This window comes from Sphingomonas sp. M1-B02 (assembly GCF_026167525.1).
Lineage (GTDB): Bacteria > Pseudomonadota > Alphaproteobacteria > Sphingomonadales > Sphingomonadaceae > Sphingomonas.
The window spans coordinates 1,599,244-1,618,896 of record NZ_CP110679.1 but is presented as its reverse complement, the minus strand read 5'-3'; the positions used below and the strand labels follow the sequence as shown (position 1 = coordinate 1,618,896).

Sequence of the window (19,653 nt, the reverse complement as noted above, 5' to 3'; positions counted from 1 at the left end):
AAGTTAATGCGAGCGCCGCGAACCCGGCCGCGATCTTAAGGAAACGTGATGCTCTCACAGCTTATGCTCTCGATATACCCGCCCGCACGCTTGGGCCTACTCATCGATCTGTATAACACTTAGTGTCGGTCTAAAGTTGCGCAATCTATATCGAATCGACGGCACGTAATCCCACTGTGAGACGCGCTGTAAAGCCATTAACTATGCACATAAATCTTTTCTGCGGCAAGAATGAAGTTAACGTGCTTTGAAGCGACCAGACTGAGCGTATTAGAGGGCGGCAGGCTGCTTCGAGGAAGCCCCCGTCCGACTCGGACAAAACCCAATGCGAGTCTGCTAGCAACAGCGTCCTCAACACGCCAAAAAGCCGCCGGCCCGTGAGCCGGCGGCCTCAACATCACATTCCTGCGACGATCTCAGGCGAAAGCAGCCTTCACGCGCACCTTTCGGCGACGCATCGCCGAGCCAACAACTCCAAAGCCCAGGAGCATCATGGCCCATGTGGTCGGCTCGGGAACCGCGCTGGTCGGCGCGGCAACGCTAAAGCTTCCGAGACGCTCCGACCCGTAGGAAGCGCCTCCGGCAACGCTATAGCTGAGGCTCTGCGACAGGTTCAGGCGCACATTCTGTGGCGTATAGCCGCCGGAGAAATAGCCTGCCGACGCGGCACCCGCAATGAAGTCGCGGAAAACGCTGTTCGCGATCGAGAATTCGGTCGTGGTCAAGCCCGCCAGCGTCACGACCGAATAATTGATCGCTGAGCTGATGTCGAAATAGTTGGATGTGCCCGCGACGAAACCGCGCCCGTTGGTGACTTCGATACCCAGTTCGGAGCCACCGCTACCGGTGACGGGGTCGATGTCGAAATAAAGGTTGGCGAAAGAGCCCGCGGTGGTCCCGCCGGTTTGCGTAATCGCGCCAAAAAGCGTGTCATTCGCGCTGGCCAGGCGGATGTCGTAGCCCGCGGTCGCGCTGTTGCCTGGGGCGCCGAAGTTGGACGTCGGCGCGGCGGAGTCGGTGGCGACGGTTGCCGTCGGTGACCCATATTCGCCGGCGCTGACGGCACCATCGACAGTTGGATCGGCGAGTGCGGGTGTGGACGCAAAAATAATCGCCGCACACACGGCAGAGGGGAGTTGCCCACGCATATCAGATACTCCAAGATTGCCCCGGAGCGATCTGCCCGGCGACTGGCATTATTATTAATTATGCGTTACGGTCAAGTACTTATGGCACGCTGCTCTTAGTCTCATAACGATACATTTGCTTTGGTGGTTTGAGTTGCCCCGAAGCGAAGTGAAGCGCGATGACTGATCCCGAGTTACATATCGCTGGGAGGCGATCAACGCCGTCGCGAAGGGCGACCGCGAGAGTATATGGATCGAGCCATCATCGAAGAGTAGTAGGGGGCATGATGATTCGTTGTCTTCTGGTTGCACTCGGCTGCCTGGTCAGCCCTGTTGCAGCGGCTCAGGATAGCTGTCCCGCCATCGCTTCCACGACGATGGTCACCGTCAGCTTTCCACACCTTGTCGCGGATGATGTCTGTTCTGCAGGCCCGGTAGATCGCGATCGGTTGCCACCTGACCCTCGGCGAGACGGAGCGGTGCTGCAGTCGACGACGATCTCGCAGCTTGCGTCCCAGGCACCGGGCGTTCCCAGCGTGGGCCTGCCACGGATTGCCAGCAATTTTCCGACGAAACCCTTGCTCGTTCCGGCGTGGGGCACGGGCGCCGTGCCCGCCAGCGCCGCGCCGGACGTGGTCGGCGCATTCCGGCTAATCTGTACCGCTGGTCATGTGAGCGCCGACGACCCGATCGTCTATCCGGGCCAGCCCGGCAAATCGCATTTACATCAATTTTATGGAAACACGCAGGCTAATGCATCCTCAACCTATGAGAGCCTGCGAAGATCAGGCGACAGCACGTGCGAGAACAAACTCAATCGCTCGGCCTATTGGCAGCCGGCCATGCTCAACGGCAAGGGTAGTGTCGTCCGACCTGATTTCGTGACGATCTATTATAAGCGGCTTCCTGCGAACGATCCGAACTGTAAGCGCCAGGGGATAGCCTGCGTGGGGCTGCCGCGCGGCCTGCGCTTCATCTTTGGATACGACATGCTCTCGGACACCGCGCCAACCGGCTCGTTCGTCTATACCTGCGTCGGTGAAAACGGCCAAAAGGCCTTGAACCCGAATTCGCCAGATATTTCGACTGCGATCAAGGGGTGCCCGCCCGACTACCAATTGGAGGTCCGGGGGCAGGCGCCGGATTGCTGGAACGGCATCGATCTCGACAGTCAGAACCACCGAGACCATGTGGCGTACGGCAGCTATGGGGATTGGGGCTATCTTAAGTGCCCATCGACGCATCCCTATATAATCCCGGCTTTCACGATTGCATCCTTTTATACAACGGATGCCAGCCTTCCTGGATGGCACCTTTCTTCGGACATCATGCCGGGACATTCGATGACGCCGGGCAGCACATTCCATGCCGATTGGTTTGGGGCGTGGGACGACGAGACTATGATGATGTGGGAGACAAACTGCATCAACAAGATGCTTAACTGCTCGGGCGGTGATCTTGGAAATGGGAAGCAGATGAAGCGCGCGCTGGATTTTTCCTGGAAAGCCAAGCCACGCCTGGTGCCGGCGCCCCCCCCAAACTGAGGTTTGCGGAGATTCCGGATCTCTTGGCCGGTATTTGGTTGATTTCATGCGTCGGCAATCTCAGTCGCCTCGATCGCGGTAAACACTAGGTCGTGAACCCATAAACGGGATTCCCAGGACAGCGCATTTCTGATTCAGGGTCGGCATGAGCCGATACGACCTGACCGATTTCGAGTGGCGCGTGATGGAGCCACTGTTGCCCAACAAGCCGAGAGGCGTGCCGCGTGTCGACGATCGCCGGGTGTTGAACGGCATCTTCTGGGTGCTGCGATCGGGCGCGCCATGGCGCGATTTGCCCGAGCGTTATGGGCCGCGCACCACCTGCTACAATCGCTTCAGCCGATGGCGCAAAGCCGGTGTATGGGACCGCCTGATGGATGCCATCACCGCGGCGTACGACGGCGATATCCAGATGATCGACAGCACTTCCATCCGGGCGCACCAGCAGGCTGCGACGGCAAAAAGGGGGATCGAGATCATTGTCTCGGTCGCTCCCGCGGCGGCCTCACGACAAAGATCCACGCCGTCGTCGATGCCCAAGGTCTCCCGGTCAGGCTCGGCCTGACAGCCGGCCAGGCCCACGACGGACCCGCTGCGCTCGGCCTGCTCGATCGCCTCAATCCGCGCACCATCGTTCTGGCCGACAAGGCCTATGATGACGGCATCCGCAATCTGGTCGAGGCGCAAGGTGCGGTGCCCAACATCCCGGCGAAGTCCAACCGCAAATGGAAACCCTGCTTCAGCAAGGCGCTCTACCGCGAACGCAACTTGGTCAAACGCTTCTTCAGCAAGCTCAAGCACTTCCGTCGCATCGCCACCCGCTACGATAAGCTCGCCGAGAACTTCCTCGCGATGGTCCAGCTCGCCTCAATGCGCCTCTGGCTCCGCGCTTATGAGTCTACGCCCTAATATGGTGAGAGCGGCGGGGGTGTTTGCGCTATTCGGTGCTGCCGAGAGACCTTGGCTATCCTCGCCTCCAGACAAATATATACTCATTGACATATGGCTGCTCACCAATGATCTGACAGGTAACCTCTCGAGTGGAGAAGCGTAAATGTCTGGTTTCCCAGACGAGCGTCAGACTAATCGTTGCGCAACCTCGGTTCTTGCTACGCTTGAGCGTCAGCATCGGGATCCCATGAGGGTTTTCCTGGTGGATGTGGGAGCGCTGGGTTGCCGACTCGAAACGACCGAACGGCTGAGCATTGGAACCTTTGTTAGCGTAGTAGTTCCAGGTCTCCATCTTCTCGAAGGGTGGGTCGCTTGGAGCTCAGCAACAGAAGCCGGAGTCTCGTTCGCGCCTCAGCCTCCGACGGGAACCATCGAAACAATTCGTAAGGGCTAGTTCACCCTGGAAGGTCAGAAGGCCTTCGCACTGCGTAAAATGCCCTGAAATTCTACAAGTAGCAGTTTGCGCCGATTGCGGCCCTGCCTATGCGAGGCGCCCCACCATGGTGGAAAGTGGTGGAATGAAAGCATTTATAACTGTGCTGGACGGGCGGCGATAAGGCTAGGGCTGTCAGTACATTTCGACGTCGGAGGGGGAGGCATAGGCCCCGTTAGACACTAGCCTCCCCCTCCGGCGACCTCGTTTCACCAGCTCAGGTGACCGGGCAAAGGCGTCTACGCTTCCGCCGAAGATTAGGGATGGGAAAATGCAGCCTTCTGCGGACGGCGCCGCCTCAGTGCTCCCCCGACCATGCCGAAGCCAACGACCATCATGGCCCAGGTTGTGGGTTCGGGGACTGCCGAGACCGAGGTGCCGGAGAAGCGGAAGTTTGCATCGCAGACACCACCGCCCGAACAGATTCCGGTGAGCCCACTATTCGCAATGATTGAGCCGCCGGCATAGGCATCCGGGCCGACTGCAGCGCCAGTGCTCAAGTTGATGTTCGGTCCATACACAAGGCCATAGCGATTGTTGCTGCCGGTGAGGAGCGCCGTGTATGTCTGTCCCACCTCAAGCGATGTGCCGGAAAGATCAAAGTCGAGCCAGGTCGGCGTGCGAGTCGAAGCTGGGATACCGACGGCCGTTATGGTTCGAGTCGCAAGCGTCGTGCCGTTGAAGCCGCCGCCGGACAACAAGGTGAGGGTGATCGGATCGTTTGACTGACTACCATTCAGAGTTTGCACCTGAAACCCGAAGGAAAGCAGGCTAGTGTCCACGGCCGTGAATATCTGACCTAGCGGGTCATTCGCCCCTATCCCAAGCGACCGCTGACCGGAGCCCGAGGTGACCACCACAGTCGCACCTTGCGCGCCCGCGGCCGGCAGAGCCAACGCGGTGGCCATAACAAACAGCTTTAAATTCATGGTGCTACCCTTTTCTTTTAAGTCGTCGAGACCCCGCTCGTGTCTGTGGGCGCTATGGTAAACGTGTGACGAAACCGAGACTCAGTGGAACTTTTGACTGCCTCGAGATGGAGAACTGACGGGCGGCGTTTGCATTGCCTCGTGAGTCTAGCTGTCCCATTCGGGACTCACTTGCATTAGGGAGCCAATTGGAACCTGCGATCGCTTTGGGATGCTCGCAATCCCTCTTCGAGCGGGACTGCACGGTGGTGGCTTCCACCAATCGCTCCTCTCGACCGCTACAGCACAGCCTTCGTCGTGAACAATTTTTGTCCTGGCCGTTTAGCCGTTCGCGGCACCGGGGCGGCGGGCCACGTGGCCCGCGTCTCCAATCAGGCGGCACCGGCGTCATCAATGTGCGGAGGATCGTGTTGCGCCAGTTACGGTGTGTGACGTGTCGCCGTTAACGCGCCTGGTCCCCGGATACCTTCGCTGATCGCAGGGCGGGGGCCCGTCGGGCCAGATGGTTCACCCTGCTCCATCACCTCGGTCCGCATACCATCGTGTGGGCGGACAAGGCGCGTGCCTCCGATAATCTCCGTGAGTATCCAGAGGCAGGATGCCATGCCCAACACCTCGCTCCAGAATTCCGCAAGGGGGGTCCCTACCTCAGAAAGCGGCTCTATTTTGGCGCAACTTGGCTGGCGGCCAAACGAAGATTGCGTAAGCATGCGCGAAATGCACGGGCTGTGCCTTGAGCTGGCCTCTAACCCGGAACTCTTGGAGCGCGCTAAGAGCGCGACCTCATCAGGTGATGGGCGCGGGCGGTATGTTCGATGCCGGCTTGTGGAGCGGGAATAGTAACTTGCAAGGGTCAAGTTAAGGGAGTAGTTTTGTCTCTTCCGATTCTCCCTCGTTGAAGGCAGTTTCGGGCAGTTGCGTCTAGTAGCGTCCGACAGTTCGCGACATCATTTGGTGTCTCAGCTTCGGGCGGAGTCGTTTGGCGATCTCCTCGCACGACCCGATGAACGTTTTTGACCCCATGGGTGTCAAACCGTGAGTTGTGCAAGCAAATCGCAACAGCAGGTTGCTTCCCTAGGAAGCTGCCTACTCGCGTCACTACGGGGCGTGGCCCAGTGTAGGCCGGCCAATTTTTCCACAACCTAAACCTGCTCGCTCGCGGCGTTGCCGCGGCGCGCACTCATTTGGAGGTGACAATGGCTTACACGACCATTCAAGATGTTGCTGCAGACGGCGTTTCGGCCGCGCTGCAAAATGCCCTGGATTCCGGCCTCGATCCTTTCGACGCGATCCTGGCAAGCTTCGGATCACATGATCTGTTCGCACCAGTCAGCTTTGCTGATCCCGATACCGAGGGTCAGGACGAGAATGACGAGGGCAATGAGAACAACGAGGGCAACGAGGACAACGAGAGCGACGAGGACGACGAGAACGACGAGGGCAATGAGAGCAACGAGGGCGACGAGAGCAACGAGGGCGACGAGAGCGACGAGAACGACGAGAACGATGAGGGCAACGAGGCCGACGAAGGCGACGAGGCCGACGAAAACGATGAGAACAACGAGGACGACGAAGGCAACGAGGCCGACGAGGGCGATGAGAACGACGAGGACGATGAGGGCGACGAGGCCGACGAGGGCGACGAGAACACCTTGGACGACGGCGACGAGAACGACGAGGATAACGAGAACAACGAGGGCGACGAGGATAACGAGAATAACGAGGACAACGAGAACGACGAGGGCGACGAGAACAACGAGAACGACGAGGCCGACGAGACTAACGAGGATAATGAGAGCGACGAGAACGACGAGAACGACGAGAATAACGAGGGCGACGAGGCCAACGAGAACGACGAGGGCGACGAGGACGACGAGAGCGACGAGGACAACGAGCACGACGAGGGCGACGAGGCCAACGAGGGCGATGAGTTCGACGAGGGCGGCGCCGGCGGCAACAATGAAGACGACGAAAATAACGAGGACGACGAGGACAACGAGGACGACGAGGCCGACGAGGGCGACGAGTCCGATGAAGGCAACGAGAATGATGAGGGCGACGAGGCCGGCGGCAATGACGAGGGCGACGAGGACAATGAAGGCGACGAAGGTGACGAGGACGACGAGGCCGACGAGGGCGACGAGGGCGACGAGGGCAACGAGGGCGACGAGGGCAACGAGGACGATGAGGGCGACGAGGCCGACAACCAGGGCGATGAGGACGATGAGGCTGACGAGAACGACGAGGCCGATGAGGACGACGAGGGCGACGAGAGCGACGAGGGCGACGAGAATAACGAGGATGACGAGGGCAACGAGGCCGATGAGGGCGACGAGGGAGTCGAGGGCGACGAAGGCGACGAGTCCGACAACGGCGATGAGGACAACGAGGACGACGAGGCGGACGAGGACGACGAGGGCGACGAAGGCGACGAGGCCGATGAAGGCGACGAAGGCGACGAGGACGACGAGAATGACGAGGACGATGAGGGCAACGAGCAAGACGAGAACGACGAGGGCGACGAGGGCAACGAGGCCGACGAGGGCAACGAGTAATCGGCGTCCGAACTTGTGAAGGTGCGACCGGCGACCTGTCGGTCGCACCAAACAAGGGAGAGGCCGATAGCCGGCCTTCTCCAGGTTTCGAGAGAACCCCCAGCTTCGGCTGGGGGTTTTTTTTCTGATCTGTCGACGTCAATGAGGCGCCGCCCAAGCCGCGTTCCTTCTATGGCAACATAAGGGCAGGCATTCCTTCGCTTCTCAGAAGCGTGGCGCTGGTGAGATTTCCTGAGCCGGTCGAGTTCAAGCCCTGCTATCGTTTGAGCGATGAGAGGAGCGCCATAAGAAATGCCGACGCCAACGTACGGAAGGCCACTCGACTGGGCTTGTGGGCGGCTCGAGGCCGCAGTTCGATCGATGTACTCCAAAGCTAAGCGCCGATAACCAGCGTTTGACCGCGAGCCGGGGACGGTCCTCTCTCGAGGAGGTCGACGTTACCGCATGCGCTATTCAGCAAACCGGATAGTCTGGCGAAGCTCGGGGTTCCGTGAGGGCGGCAAGGTCACTTTCGCGACTCCCGCGCTTGCCCTTCCGTTGATGACGCTGCGATCGCCCCCCTCTCCGCGATTTAGATACCTGAACCGCGTCTCAAAGATTGGATTCAAAGCGTCTTTGAGGCTAATCGTCGGTTGGAGGAGTTGCGGGAATTGAGGTTCTCTGTGGGCCAGTAGACGGACAGCGCCGAGGGTTCCCCGCCAGGCTTTTGACGACCAGCTCTTATCCCCTAGGGATTTGAAGCATTGCAGGAACTGGCTTGCGCGGGTTAGGGCGATGAGGAGCAACGCCCAGCAGCATTCTGCTCAATCGCGAAAGGCCTTGGCGAAAAAGTCCGTGATCGGTCTAATGACATAGCTCGCGGGCGAGCGGCTTTCTGTCTTGAGAAAGGCATCGACCGGCATTCCTGGAAGCAGTTCGACATTTCCAAGCTTCTGCATCTCGCTTTCCAGGAGACTGACGTCGACGAAATAATAAAATGCTTGCGTTTTTTCATCGCGAAATGCATCGGCCGAAATGGCCGTTACTCGGCCATCTATGATAGGCGTTGATCTTTTATTGAACGTGGTGAACCTGAGTCCTGTTTCCTGACCGACCTGGACCTGCTCGATATCCGTCGCGTCGACGCGGACTACCACTAAGCCCGGTTTGTCGTTCGGCACGATGTACATGATCGGCTTAGCCGCTTCTACAACCGATAGTGGTCCAAGCAGCTTTGAATCAAAAACCCTTCCGCCCACGGGCGCGCGCACATCCAATTTACTAAGTTTGTAAACGAGCGCGTTCCGGTTCTCAATCAGTCGCTTTGACTGCTGACGTAACAAGTTAAGTCTGTCCGCACTGACCTCCCTGATATCCAACGGTGCCGCGTAGGTCTTCACGGATTGCTCGGCGACCTTTCCGTTCAGCTCAGCCTTCTTTGCAGCCAAGCTACCTAACTCGCCCCTAGCTTTTATGGTGTCTCTCTGCAGGTTCGACACCACTGTTCTTGTAACATATCCATTTTGTAAGTTCTGCTTCGCTTGGGAGAGCTCGTCTTCTAGAAGCGCGAGCTCTTCACGCTTGGCCGTGAGGGCGGACTGAACGCCGATGGCCTCATCCGAAATCTGGCTTCTTTGTCTATGCAGAAGGGAAACCTGCGTGCCGACGGAACGAAAATGAGCGTCGAGTTGGCGTTGCTGCTGTTTCAATAGAGATTCCACCCCAGGGTTGTTCTGGCGGGCCTCTTGCAGAAGGGGGTGGGGCGCAAGGGTCGCGCGGTTCTCTAGCTCGGCTTCAAGTCGAGCCTCGTTGGCGAGCAGTTCGAACAGCTCGCTGTCGATCGTGGCCAGTTCCGAGCGAAGCGATGAGTCGTCAAGTTTCACAACGACGTCCCCGCTTTTTACTTTGTCCCCGCTATTCACCAAAATCTTTGCCACTACGCCCCCAATCGGGTGCTGAACGGCAATCCGGTTGACCGACGCCTGAACCTGCCCCTTGCCGATGACGGCGCCGGAAATATTGAAAGTCGAAGCCCACACGAAGACAAAGCCAAACAGGCCAATCAAAGCCGCCAAACCGATTCCTAGGGGTTTTCGAATAGTCCACGAGCGCCGGCCGCGCTTTTCTTGCGATGGCATGCAAACATCCCCCCTCTCGAACGGAACCTCCGGCAAGCTCGGCCAGACTAATAGCCGAACTGCTAGCTATCCCACTATATGCCGCTTGTAGCGCCGACGCTCGAATGGCGCACCGCATCAAATCTATCGCCGGCAAATCCGCTGTAACTGGCTTGGCGGTTGATGGGGGCACCCAGACGCCGAATCGATCGCTCCAAACGCCTTATCTTAGTATAATCGACGAAATGATCACTTGGCCTAAGCCAATAGTCAATAGCGCAGGTGATGCTTCGCGTCCGCTAGAAGCGACGTCCTTCATCAGCCCAATCGTCTATCGTGGGGGGTTTGCCCGAAGCTCACCCACGTACCGAGGCCCCTAATCAAAGCTTACTCAAATGCGGCGAAGAGTCTCGGATCTGTTCCATAGGGGGCGGATCTGTTGTGCCCGTCGTGATTGACTCTCGACCATCAAATGTGTTTAATAGGAGCGACCGTTTGAGTCGGAAATGTTTTGGTATCCGGCGCTCAGGCGGCCAGGGGCAAATCCCAAATAATAGTATTCGTCAGGCGTTGTCTGTTTCGTGCGATCCGTAAGTGCCATTTGACCCCCAGTGGTGTTGGAGCATCGATCGTACAGCAAAGCGCGACAGTAGGGTGTTCCCCGCGGGAACGGTCTACTTTTAGTGACTACTATGCTCGGCCCATAGTAGGCCGGCATTGCTTTGCTAGAGGCATTTGACCTGCTCGCGTCTGGCGCCCCAGACTTGCTTGCGTTCAATGCTCGAATAGCATCTCAACCTGATGGAGAGAGAGCATGTCGATAGTTCATCCAGACGTTGTAGAACAAGAAATTGCGTCCGAGGAATTCGTGGGCTTCGAAGCGAAAACGGTATTTGCGAAGTCGGCTGATTTTGGCAAAAGAGTTGGTTCGAACCGGGCCGACGATATCAATACGCGGGCCTTAATCAAGAAGGCCTCCCCTTCTGAAGCGTTCGTTCGCAACAACTACTTTCCAACAATGGTATATCAGTATGACGTGGTTAACTGCGCCGAGATCAACAAAAGGCTTCTAGAGTTGACTTACGCCGAGCGCGAAAGCGGCGTCGCTGTGAACAAGTCGAATACCGCGGAGCTTGGAAGTTGGCATAGCGCTACGATGCTGCACAAGAATCCGGCCTATCAGCCGATCCTTACGGAGATTGATGCAGCACTAGGCCGGATCTCTGACGAGCTGAACTATGCGACTGATCAAGTACTCAAGATTACGACGATGTGGTCGATCATCAACCCGCCCGGCAATGGCAATCGTGCCCATGTACACCCCAACAGCCTTTGGAGCGGAGTCTATTATGTCCAAGCTCCAGAGAATGCTGGTAAGATTGAATTCATTGACCCGCGGACGGTCCTAATAATGAATCAACCGAAATACGAAACTAAGAAAAAGCGCCCCCGCGACTGCTGGACGAAGGTCAACTTCAAACCGGTTCCGGGCAGGATGATAATTTTTCCGGCGTGGCTTTACCATGGGGTAGATATCAATACGAGCAAAGAAAAGGGCAGGGCCGCGGACAGGATCATCATATCCTTCAATATTAACCAAGTAAAAAGATAACGGTTGTTTGGTGATAGGGCGATCAGTGTTCATAAAAAGGGGGCGGTGACCGATGGCTGTCGTCAAGGAGGCAAATGTACTGAGGAATGCTTTTGGTGGTGTCCGCAGTATCACGTTTTTTGCCGTTATTCTAAGCATCTTCTATGGTCTGCTGAAGCTTGCCGGCCCTCTTTTTATGATTCTTGTTTTCGACCGGATCTTACCCTCGAGGTCGGAGGCTACCTTGGCGGTTTTGCTCATCCTTCTCCTCATCGTGCTCGGGGCGATGACTCTATTAGATTATTCTCGTCGACGCATTTTAGCGCGTATCGGGGCTCAGTTCCAAGAACGTATTGAGGACTACATTTTTAACGCCACGGCGCGCGATGCGTACGCCGCTAGAGTCGGAAGCAAGCCGGCAGCTGGGCTAAACGAAGCTGATCAGTTGCGGGGATTCTTTCACTCCGGTTCGTTGGTAGTCATATTGGACTTTTTTTGGTCGCCAGTGTTCCTGGCTGTATTGTTTATAATAGATCCGTTAGTTGGATGGGTAGTCGTAGTCGGACTCGCGTTACTTGTCGTCATCAACTTCTGGAGGATGTCGTTTACGAAGGCCCGCGAGGAGCTTCGTATCCGTTCCGCCGACAAGGTCGGGGAATTGAAGGATACACTTCAGGTGTCGCGTCACGTGATCGAATCACAGCAAATGACGGCCGCCTACAATACGCAGTGGATGGTGGCGCGACGCCGGTCACGCGACACGGCCGTGGAAATCAAGGACGGGACTGCATGGTTCTCGACTCTGTCATCGCATACCACCCTCCTGATCCAGTACACGGCTCTAGCCGCTGCCGCTTATCTGACGATCAAGGGCGAGTTGACGGTGGGTGCCATGGTAGCCAGCATGTACCTTGCTCGCCATGTCTTCAATCCAGCGGAGCGGTTCCTGAGACAGGTGCCAAGCATCCGTGAGGCAAGGGAAAACTGGAGACGACTCGACAAGATTTTGAGCGTAGTTAGAACCCCAACGGCAACGGCCGAAGTGCCGGCCGCTTTGCGGCTCTTCCAGGTCGCAGCGCGCTGCCCGATCACGCGCGATCAATTGCTCCGCAACATCACCTTCGAGGTTTCGCCCGGTTCGGCGGTCGAAATCGTTGGCGGTGGCGGGTCCGGCAAGACCGTTCTGGCCGAGGTGTTGATCGGCCGTTTCCCGCGGTCGGGCGGCAAGGTCCTGCTTGGGAACGTCGCTATCGAACGATTGTCGATTACCGATGCAGCCCGAACTATCGGCTACGTACCACAAAGGGTCGATTTTCTTGGCGGTACCATCGAGGAGAACATCGTCGGTCTGGACCCTGAGCCGGACGGGGACCGGCTTGTTCGCGCGACGCGCCTGGCTCAGGTGCACGACAAGATAGTCTCCCTTCCGGAGGGATATCTGACCCGCATAGATGCGGTCGGTAGCATCTTCTCGAAGAGTGAACGTCATAGACTTGCCCTCGCGCGAGCCCTCTATCCAGATCCCTATCTGTTGATCATCGACGAGCCTGATGCGACCTTCAGAGACGCGTTGTCCAAAGGCCTCAAGCGCGACATGGCTGAATTCTTCACTCGAGGGGGTATTTTGATCGTCCTCACTCGCCTCGCACTAAAGCGGTATGATGCGAATCTACGCTTCGTTTTGGATAACGGTACTCTTAGAAAGCCTGAAGATGTTCACGTCACAGATCTGAAGGTAGTCTCAATATAAAGTACGTAATATGCTGCGAAGCGATTTAGATGATAATTTTTGGCTATTACGGATCTACTATAACATCGATGGTAATAATTTGGGAGGATTATAACATGGCTGAAGGAAACAAGCCTGACTTTGATGTGTTCGCGATCAGAGAGCGTGATGGCGAAGGTAAAGATATCTTCATCAAGGTCGGTGTGGCGTTCAAGCGACGGAATGCCGAGGGCGTGTCAATCCTGCTTGATGCGTTGCCGCTCGGTAGGAAGCTGGCGGTGCTGCCACCTGAGAAACACTGAAAAGCGATCGGTCCTTGGTCCATACTTGGATGAGGCGACCTCAGGAGCCATCGAAGGCGATGCACCCAACGCCTCGGAAGGAATCGGGGAGATTGGCGGTCCGTTTCCGTCGGCAACTGAGCTGCCGGATTGCTGCCGCAACGTGTCGCGTACGGACCCCCGTCTTTGTCCCGCAGGACGGGGGGGCCGGCGGGCAAGCTCCCGACACCGCTCAGAACGGGGCCCTCGTCTCACCAAGCCCGCCAGTGGAAACCCTTCAGAACGCGTTGGTTCGAACCTATCAGACGAACCCTACATTGATGGCGCAACGTGCTGCACTTCGTGCGATCGACAACGGCGCCGCGCTGGCGCGAGCTGAAGGACGTCCGTTTATCGCCACCAGCGCTAGGTTCAATGAGGATGTGTACACCACCCGAAAAGTCGGAACAGTGGGCCGAGATTTTACCGCTTCCGCCGACCTGGAGCAGGTTCTGTTCGCGGGTGGACGGATCCGTAATTCTGTGAAGGCCGCCGATACCCGCGTGATCGCAGGACGTGCGGACTTGCGTGCTATGGAAGGCGACGTGCTTGTGGAGGCAATTGGCGCTTACGCGGACCTCTTGCGTGATCGCCAGATCCGGAATTTTACCTTGGACCAAGTCAGAGTGTTGGAGGTGAACCCTCTTTCCACGCAATCGCGCCTCCGAGTGGGCGACCTCACGCGGACCGACGTGTCCCAGTCCGAAGCCCGCCTCGCGTTGGCGCAGAGTAGCCTGGCCTCGGCAGAGGGCCGTCTGCAGTCCTCGGAAGAGAATTTTGATCGCGTGGTTGGCTCCCGCGCGGGCATACTCAAACCTCTGCCGGCGTTGCCACCGATGCCCAGCACGGCTGAACAGGCCGTCGAAATTGCCTTGGCCGACAATGCAGACGTGGCTTCGTTCGTGGCGCGTGCACGCGCCGCAGGATATGTAGTGGCCGCAGCGAAAGCCGAGCGATATCCAACTATTTCGGCGGTGGGCTCAACGGCCTACAGTAATGCGCTCGGCACGGCAGACCTATCGAACGGTCTTCCAAGAGGCACTTTGCCCAATAGTGCGACGAACATCGGGGCTGGCCTAACGCTGCGGCTCCCTTTATTCCAAGCCGGTGCGGCAAGCGCCCGTGTGCGGCAGGCTGAAGAAGCGAGAGCCGCGCTGGTGAAGGAGGCAGTTTTTGCCGAGCGGCTCTCGATCGCGAGCGCGCGGGCTGCTTTCGCAACGTGGCGCAGCTCTTTAACGGCCATTACAGCAAATGAATCGGCGGTTGCATCGAACGAAGTGGCGCTGCGAAGCGTTAAGACCGAGCAAACCGTCGGTTCGCGCAGCATTTTAGATGTGCTGAATGCCGACCAAGAACTTCTCGCTAGCCGAATTGCGCTCTCTAACACGACGCGTGACGCCTATGTTGCAGCATTCGCGCTTCTTAATGCGATGGGCGCAGCCGAAGCCGTCGACTTGGGCCTTGGGTTGGACATGCTTTATGACCCACGAGCGTACTATCGGCGATATGTACGTATTTGGTCGGACTGGGCCGATGGACAGCGACGTCCACCCGCCTCGACTCGCACGGTCCCTGAGGGCGTGGACAGCCCGTTGACCCGACTAAACGCAGGTCGACCGAACACAGTAGAATTGCGTCCCTGATAACGCAGAACACATAAATCGAGCGGGAAGAAAATGAATAAAGCTCTTATCGCAGTCGTGATTATCGGTGGGGCAATCACGCTCCGCGGCGTGCATTCTTCAATGGAAGCTACTTCATCTGTGTCAGATCCGCCCGCGCTTTATCGATCATCCGTCGTCGGGACCGACTTCGACTTCATTACGGAAAGTGACCCTGATTCATTCCAACGTCTAGAATACAAGGGTTTTGACGAGTTCGAAATGCCCGACAAGCGAGGTACCGAACAAGCACTCGTCCAAAATGCGTATATATTTAACGCATACTTCACAGACGGCACGATGATAGGTGTCGCCTTAAGCAAAAATTTCGGCAGCAGGGAAGCTGCAGAGAGGGAGGTGAAGCGCTATATACCAAGAATCGGAAAATTACCTCCTCTGTACCGTCAGAAAATCAAGCATATTGTCGTGCACAAGGGTGGCGCCGATACCACGGCCTTTGCAGAGGACAAAGGCAATTTCTTTGTCATATACTCGGACAACGCGACTAAGCGCATCGGTACTCACGATCTCGAAGAGACCTTTTTCCATGAAGGTACGCATGCCTCTATTCAAGAGGATTATCTCGAAGGGGCAGCGTGGGAAAAGGCAAAGTCGCTAGACGGCGCCTACATAACGGATTACGCAAAGACAGAAGATCAGGAAGACTTCGCAGAGTCAGCCCTCTTCGCATATACTATAATATATCATCCGGATCGTTTTCCCTCAGTAGAACGAGATAGAATAGTCAAGCAAATTCCAAATCGCATAGCGTTTTTTAAAAACTTATATACAGGCCGTGAAGGACCGCTTAAGTAGCAAGTGATGCTAAGAAAAGCACGCCTGACTCCATGGAAAGAGCATCCCGGTTGTCCCACCCGTTGATTATGAAGGATCGGGGACGCCCTGTAATTATGACGACATTAGATGCTGCCGATCCATGCACACGAAATTCCACCAAGAGCATTAAGAATGTGATCGCTGACGTGTCTCCCGTCTTTCGTCCACCGGCACGGCAAACAGAGACCGGTCGTTGTTGTTGCGCAGAGGCGCGGACGAAGCAACGGGGCGAGCTTAAACCCGCCCGTTGCTGTTTGAGTCCCGCGGCGACCGCCGCCGGTGTAGCGTAGCCGAGCGATGAATGCGGCCGCTCGGTCTTGTAGTCTCATATCCGGTGCCGTCGGCGCAGATCCGTCACCTCCGCGCCAGCTTCGGCTTCCGTCAGGATGCCGACGATCTGGTCTTCCGAACACTGTTTCCGCTTCATCTGGCCAACCCCTTCCCGGGTCGGACTCTAGCTCCAATTGGAAGACAAAACGCGGGTCATGTCATCGCACATAAAGCGAAGCTGAGTGATTCCCTAGTTCGCAAGCTCGGATATACGAACGTCGATACGGCGAGTTGGCTAAACTGCGGTGGCTAGGAAAAAACTTTCGTATTGAAACATCCCGCTTTCCTTCCGCCTGCTGCCGGCCCGCAAAAAATGAAGACGGAATCTTTTCTATCATTCGTCGATCCGATATCTAGTCGAAGCGACTTCTGCAAGCTGATGATACGGTTCGCCTAGGGAGCGTCCGTCCGAGTTTTGGAGGTGGGGCATTATCGCCCGCCTTACTAAAAAACCAATTTAGATGATTGAAAATATTGAGATAGCTTAGTTGCCTTTGGCTGTCCTGTCATGAATAGGTCGGACGCAGCAGAGCATCAGTTCCGCTTGCTGTCTACGGCGAGAATCCAACACGCTGACCCGCGGGGACGGACGTTAATGCACTCATGGTTTCCCAAAACGGGATTCCGTTCCGGTATGATTAATAGTCGGTCGACTCCCGGCTGCGGAAAGGATAAATACGGCCAACGCGGTGACGAGTCGATTCGAAGTTCGTTTATTGTGATTCTCGCTTGCGTACAGTGTGTGGCTCGGGTCGTCCGAGTCGGGCTGCTAGGGAGGTAGAGAATGAAGCGGATATTTGTACTAGGAGCGGCTATCGTAGCCGTCGTCGCGTCGCCTGCGAATGCGGGCGAATTCTTGGTGGATGTTGGGGCACCTTTGCAGTTTCCTGATGGGGGCGGGACAGATGACCGTCCTGTGTTCCGCGTCGTGAATACTACCCCGGGGTCCGCAACGTCGCCATTCATCACGTCTCTGCTGCTTGCTCTTGATTCGAGTACGCCGGCGACCATAACTGCAGTAAACAACGCTGTGGGGTTTGGGGACTTTCCCCCTGGAACTGACAACGGGACCCCTGTGGGGAACCCGACTGTTTCCTTCATTACGAACAAGCTGGTTTCGCTGACTTACGGCGTGTCTCGGTTCGACCCAGGCGCCTATTCGTCTTTCAGGGTGAATTTCGGCCCTGGTGTAACCGACTTCCGGACGGCATTGTTCAACGGTTCCAACACGCTGACGGCGATGTTTAGCGACAATAGTACTGCTCAAGTGACCTTTATCGGGAGCCCGACGTCGAACGCCGACACCTTCGGCTTTTCATCGACCGCTGTTGCTGCGGTTCCGGAGCCGGCGACCTGGGCGATGATGCTGCTCGGGTTTGGCGTGATCGGTGGCTCCATGCGACGTCGTGGCCTGACGGGAGTTCAAAGGCGCACGGCTTTCGGCTAAAAGCATAAGAGGTTCAGAAGGAGCTGGGGCAATAGCGATTGCCCCGGCTTTCCTTACTTGGCCCGCGCACTGCTCCGTTACCTTATCTATCGTCGCTTTGTATGGGTTCAGTTTCTGTGACGCAAAGAGTCGACTAAGGCGGTCTCGGACATCTCTCGGACCGCGTTCCCAGCATACTGGCCAGGTCAGAGACGTGAAAGGATGGATCGGCTCCAGTTCGGATAGAAATTTTCGTGGGGATGCCCAATATCGGGGTCCTCTGTCACCGGATGATCGATAATCAATTGCCGAAATCTGGGCGCAAATCAATCGCCCAAGTACTTGCCCTTGGCGCGGTCATGGAACAACGAGAGAGTTAGCGCTCGTGGAGGCGGCGACCCCTAGGGAGCAAATGAAGGGCTTGTCTCTTGGTGCGATGTTATTCTCGGCTGCCCCGCCAGGATGGGGTCGGTTTAGTGCGTCTATAACTGTTCCCCCCAAGAGACCTGCTAAGATTCACCGCAGATAGGATATCACCGAGCATGCTGCGAAAGGCGAGCGTGCGGTGCTGCTCAGAATGAGTATCTCTATTCGTCGCAATTGCGTGCACGAATGTCGTTCTGTGATGGCGATGAGATAGGCGAGGCATATGCTCATGAACCGATTGACCATGCTTTACTTGGCATACCGCCGGTTCCTTCTGGCCGGGCTTTCGGGGCACTTTTCTTTCTGGCTTTTCAGGGCTCAAGTAGTCGCTGCGGCACCATGCGATCGCCGCGGAATAGATTCGGGTGCTGAGAGTGTCCTGCCCTCACACTATCTATACATGAATATGCAGCCGCGATGAACAACCTCCCCGGAGACTCGCAGAGTAGGCAGCATTGCCTTTCGGACTGGCTCGCGGTGCACGAGCTTGACTCGGTGACATGTCGTCGAATTCTCGACGCTTTGCCCTGGGACGCCGGCGGTACATCAGCGACAGACGAGAGGTTGGACTTTGCGTATCAAGAACCCAATCTTGAGGCAGTCTGGTTTACAATCGCCGCCGCAATGGGCAATTTTTTATCGGATCAGCGAGGTATCGTCGACGATATTTTCGAAAAAACTGTCAAGATCTGTGTAGATCATCCGGATAAATCGCGCAAAGCGCTCACACTCGACAATGGATCGACAGCATATCCGACAATTATTTTCAGCTATCGTAGTGATCGGTCCGATCCCCTGGTTATGGCGCATGAATTTGGCCATGCCCTGCAGATCAGGGCCAGCCGCGGAAAGTTCGTTCCTCCGATTATAAGGGAAGTCTGCGCATTTCTCGGCGAGGGCGCGCTGTTGTCTCATACCTTGCGTGGCAATGCGTCGCAACATGCGCACTTATCCCAAGTCTGGCGTGAGGATACCATCAGGTATTTCGGCCCACAGCGAGATCGACTGCGGGGGGCTCTTTTAGAACCCAATGCACCTTACAAATACTTCTGGAACTACCCGATCGCTCGCTTTCTCGCGATACAGATATCTAAACAGTGTTCTCAGGAATGGGTTTGGAGCATTTTCGAGGGTAAATCATCGGTTCGAGCAGTTTTGCGGGAGTTGGATTTTTCGGTGAGCCAGTAGACTAATGCGCGCCGAAGGTTGCCCCGCCTGGCCTTAGGCGGGCCCACTTTTGTTGATCGGAGCTTGGGCCATTTGAGGCAGGCGGTCGCTTAATGCTAACCATTGGCAGCAGCCAGCCCAATGAGCAGGCGACAAATCGAGATGCCATGCCTTCTTCAGCTTGTGAGAGGCGAGGCTGACGCCGGCAAGACGGGTCTCCGTCAGTAAAAAATAATCTCGAGAACCGGGGAGATGCAAGCTCTGGGTTGACGTAGGAACAGGGAGCCGCGTGGCCGCTGTGGATGTCAATAACACAACGGGTCTAGGCCGAGAGAAGCATTTTAATTAACGAGCGTTCTGCATGGAATGACTGCTTATCTCCATTCCCTGCGCGCAAATGCGGTCGGCCGCGGCCGCCTCAAGAACGCGTGGAAGAGGGCCATTAGAAACATGAAAGCCTCGTTGAAGTCGCCCACGTAACGAGCTGGTCCCGGTCCTGAATGGTGTCGGCGCCGCTTCGCGCCATAATGG

General features: G+C 56.7%; 13 protein-coding genes. 10 read left to right on the top strand and 3 right to left on the bottom strand.

Annotated elements, in window-relative coordinates:
- Positions 1–416 precede the first annotated feature (416 nt).
- Complete coding sequence (locus OKW87_RS07800) at positions 417–1,148, bottom strand: PEPxxWA-CTERM sorting domain-containing protein (RefSeq protein ID WP_265543664.1); 732 nt, start codon at positions 1,146–1,148, stop codon at positions 417–419.
- Between the two features lie 263 nt (positions 1,149–1,411).
- Here OKW87_RS07800 and OKW87_RS07795 point away from each other — a divergent pair, with 263 nt between their 5' ends.
- Positions 1,412–2,671, top strand: coding sequence for a DUF1996 domain-containing protein (locus OKW87_RS07795; RefSeq protein ID WP_265543662.1), 1,260 nt, complete (start codon positions 1,412–1,414; stop codon positions 2,669–2,671).
- Positions 2,672–2,816: 145 nt separating this feature from the next.
- Positions 2,817–3,580, top strand: a protein-coding gene (locus OKW87_RS07790; RefSeq protein WP_265543660.1) for an IS5 family transposase whose coding sequence is annotated in 2 segments (ribosomal slippage) — positions 2,817–3,129 and positions 3,129–3,580 — 765 coding nt in all. Because the reading frame shifts where the segments join, the coding sequence is not laid out codon by codon here.
- A 732-nt stretch (positions 3,581–4,312) separates the two neighbouring features.
- Here the strand turns inward: OKW87_RS07790 and OKW87_RS07785 are convergent.
- Positions 4,313–4,984 (bottom strand): PEPxxWA-CTERM sorting domain-containing protein, encoded by a 672-nt coding sequence (locus OKW87_RS07785; RefSeq protein ID WP_265543658.1) that lies wholly within the window; start codon positions 4,982–4,984, stop codon positions 4,313–4,315.
- 1,196 nt (positions 4,985–6,180) lie between these two features.
- Here OKW87_RS07785 and OKW87_RS07780 point away from each other — a divergent pair.
- Positions 6,181–7,539: a hypothetical protein gene (locus OKW87_RS07780; RefSeq protein WP_265543656.1), complete on the top strand. Its 1,359-nt coding sequence runs from the start codon at positions 6,181–6,183 to the stop codon at positions 7,537–7,539.
- A gap of 803 nt (positions 7,540–8,342) precedes the next feature.
- On the opposite strand, the gene OKW87_RS07775 is transcribed toward OKW87_RS07780, so the two are convergent.
- Positions 8,343–9,656 carry an HlyD family type I secretion periplasmic adaptor subunit gene (locus tag OKW87_RS07775; protein WP_265543654.1) on the bottom strand — a complete coding sequence of 438 codons (1,314 nt, stop codon included), beginning with the start codon at positions 9,654–9,656 and terminating at the stop codon, positions 8,343–8,345.
- A 793-nt stretch (positions 9,657–10,449) separates the two neighbouring features.
- Here OKW87_RS07775 and OKW87_RS07770 point away from each other — a divergent pair.
- The 7 genes from OKW87_RS07770 (at position 10,450) to OKW87_RS07740 (ending at position 19,143) form a co-directional block, all read left to right on the top strand.
- A complete protein-coding gene (locus OKW87_RS07770; RefSeq protein WP_265543653.1) occupies positions 10,450–11,247 on the top strand; it encodes a TIGR02466 family protein in 798 nt (265 codons plus the stop codon).
- Between the two features lie 52 nt (positions 11,248–11,299).
- Complete coding sequence (locus OKW87_RS07765) at positions 11,300–12,976, top strand: ATP-binding cassette domain-containing protein (RefSeq protein ID WP_265543649.1); 1,677 nt, start codon at positions 11,300–11,302, stop codon at positions 12,974–12,976.
- A gap of 95 nt (positions 12,977–13,071) precedes the next feature.
- Entirely contained in the window at positions 13,072–13,257 is a 186-nt protein-coding gene (locus tag OKW87_RS07760; protein ID WP_265543647.1) for a hypothetical protein, read from the top strand.
- Positions 13,258–13,502: 245 nt separating this feature from the next.
- Positions 13,503–14,918, top strand: a complete 1,416-nt coding sequence (locus OKW87_RS07755) for a TolC family outer membrane protein (RefSeq protein ID WP_265543645.1) — start codon at positions 13,503–13,505, stop codon at positions 14,916–14,918.
- A 33-nt stretch (positions 14,919–14,951) separates the two neighbouring features.
- Positions 14,952–15,752, top strand: a complete 801-nt coding sequence (locus tag OKW87_RS07750; protein WP_265543644.1) for a hypothetical protein — start codon at positions 14,952–14,954, stop codon at positions 15,750–15,752.
- Positions 15,753–16,887: 1,135 nt separating this feature from the next.
- Positions 16,888–17,550, top strand: coding sequence for a PEPxxWA-CTERM sorting domain-containing protein (locus OKW87_RS07745; RefSeq protein ID WP_265543642.1), 663 nt, complete (start codon positions 16,888–16,890; stop codon positions 17,548–17,550).
- An 822-nt stretch (positions 17,551–18,372) separates the two neighbouring features.
- Positions 18,373–19,143, top strand: a complete 771-nt coding sequence (locus OKW87_RS07740) for a hypothetical protein (RefSeq protein WP_265543641.1) — start codon at positions 18,373–18,375, stop codon at positions 19,141–19,143.
- Positions 19,144–19,653: the final 510 nt, after the last annotated feature.

Bases quoted from the DNA above. Each gene is read 5' to 3' on its own strand.
- OKW87_RS07800 (WP_265543664.1), bottom strand. From the start codon at position 1,148: ATGCGTGGGCAACTCCCCTCTGCCGTGTGTGCGGCGATTATTTTTGCG.
- OKW87_RS07795 (WP_265543662.1), top strand. From the start codon at position 1,412: ATGATGATTCGTTGTCTTCTGGTTGCACTCGGCTGCCTGGTCAGCCCT.
- OKW87_RS07785 (WP_265543658.1), bottom strand. From the start codon at position 4,984: ATGAATTTAAAGCTGTTTGTTATGGCCACCGCGTTGGCTCTGCCGGCC.
- OKW87_RS07780 (WP_265543656.1), top strand. From the start codon at position 6,181: ATGGCTTACACGACCATTCAAGATGTTGCTGCAGACGGCGTTTCGGCC.
- OKW87_RS07775 (WP_265543654.1), bottom strand. From the start codon at position 9,656: ATGCCATCGCAAGAAAAGCGCGGCCGGCGCTCGTGGACTATTCGAAAA.
- OKW87_RS07770 (WP_265543653.1), top strand. From the start codon at position 10,450: ATGTCGATAGTTCATCCAGACGTTGTAGAACAAGAAATTGCGTCCGAG.
- OKW87_RS07765 (WP_265543649.1), top strand. From the start codon at position 11,300: ATGGCTGTCGTCAAGGAGGCAAATGTACTGAGGAATGCTTTTGGTGGT.
- OKW87_RS07760 (WP_265543647.1), top strand. From the start codon at position 13,072: ATGGCTGAAGGAAACAAGCCTGACTTTGATGTGTTCGCGATCAGAGAG.
- OKW87_RS07750 (WP_265543644.1), top strand. From the start codon at position 14,952: ATGAATAAAGCTCTTATCGCAGTCGTGATTATCGGTGGGGCAATCACG.
- OKW87_RS07745 (WP_265543642.1), top strand. From the start codon at position 16,888: ATGAAGCGGATATTTGTACTAGGAGCGGCTATCGTAGCCGTCGTCGCG.
- OKW87_RS07740 (WP_265543641.1), top strand. From the start codon at position 18,373: ATGAACAACCTCCCCGGAGACTCGCAGAGTAGGCAGCATTGCCTTTCG.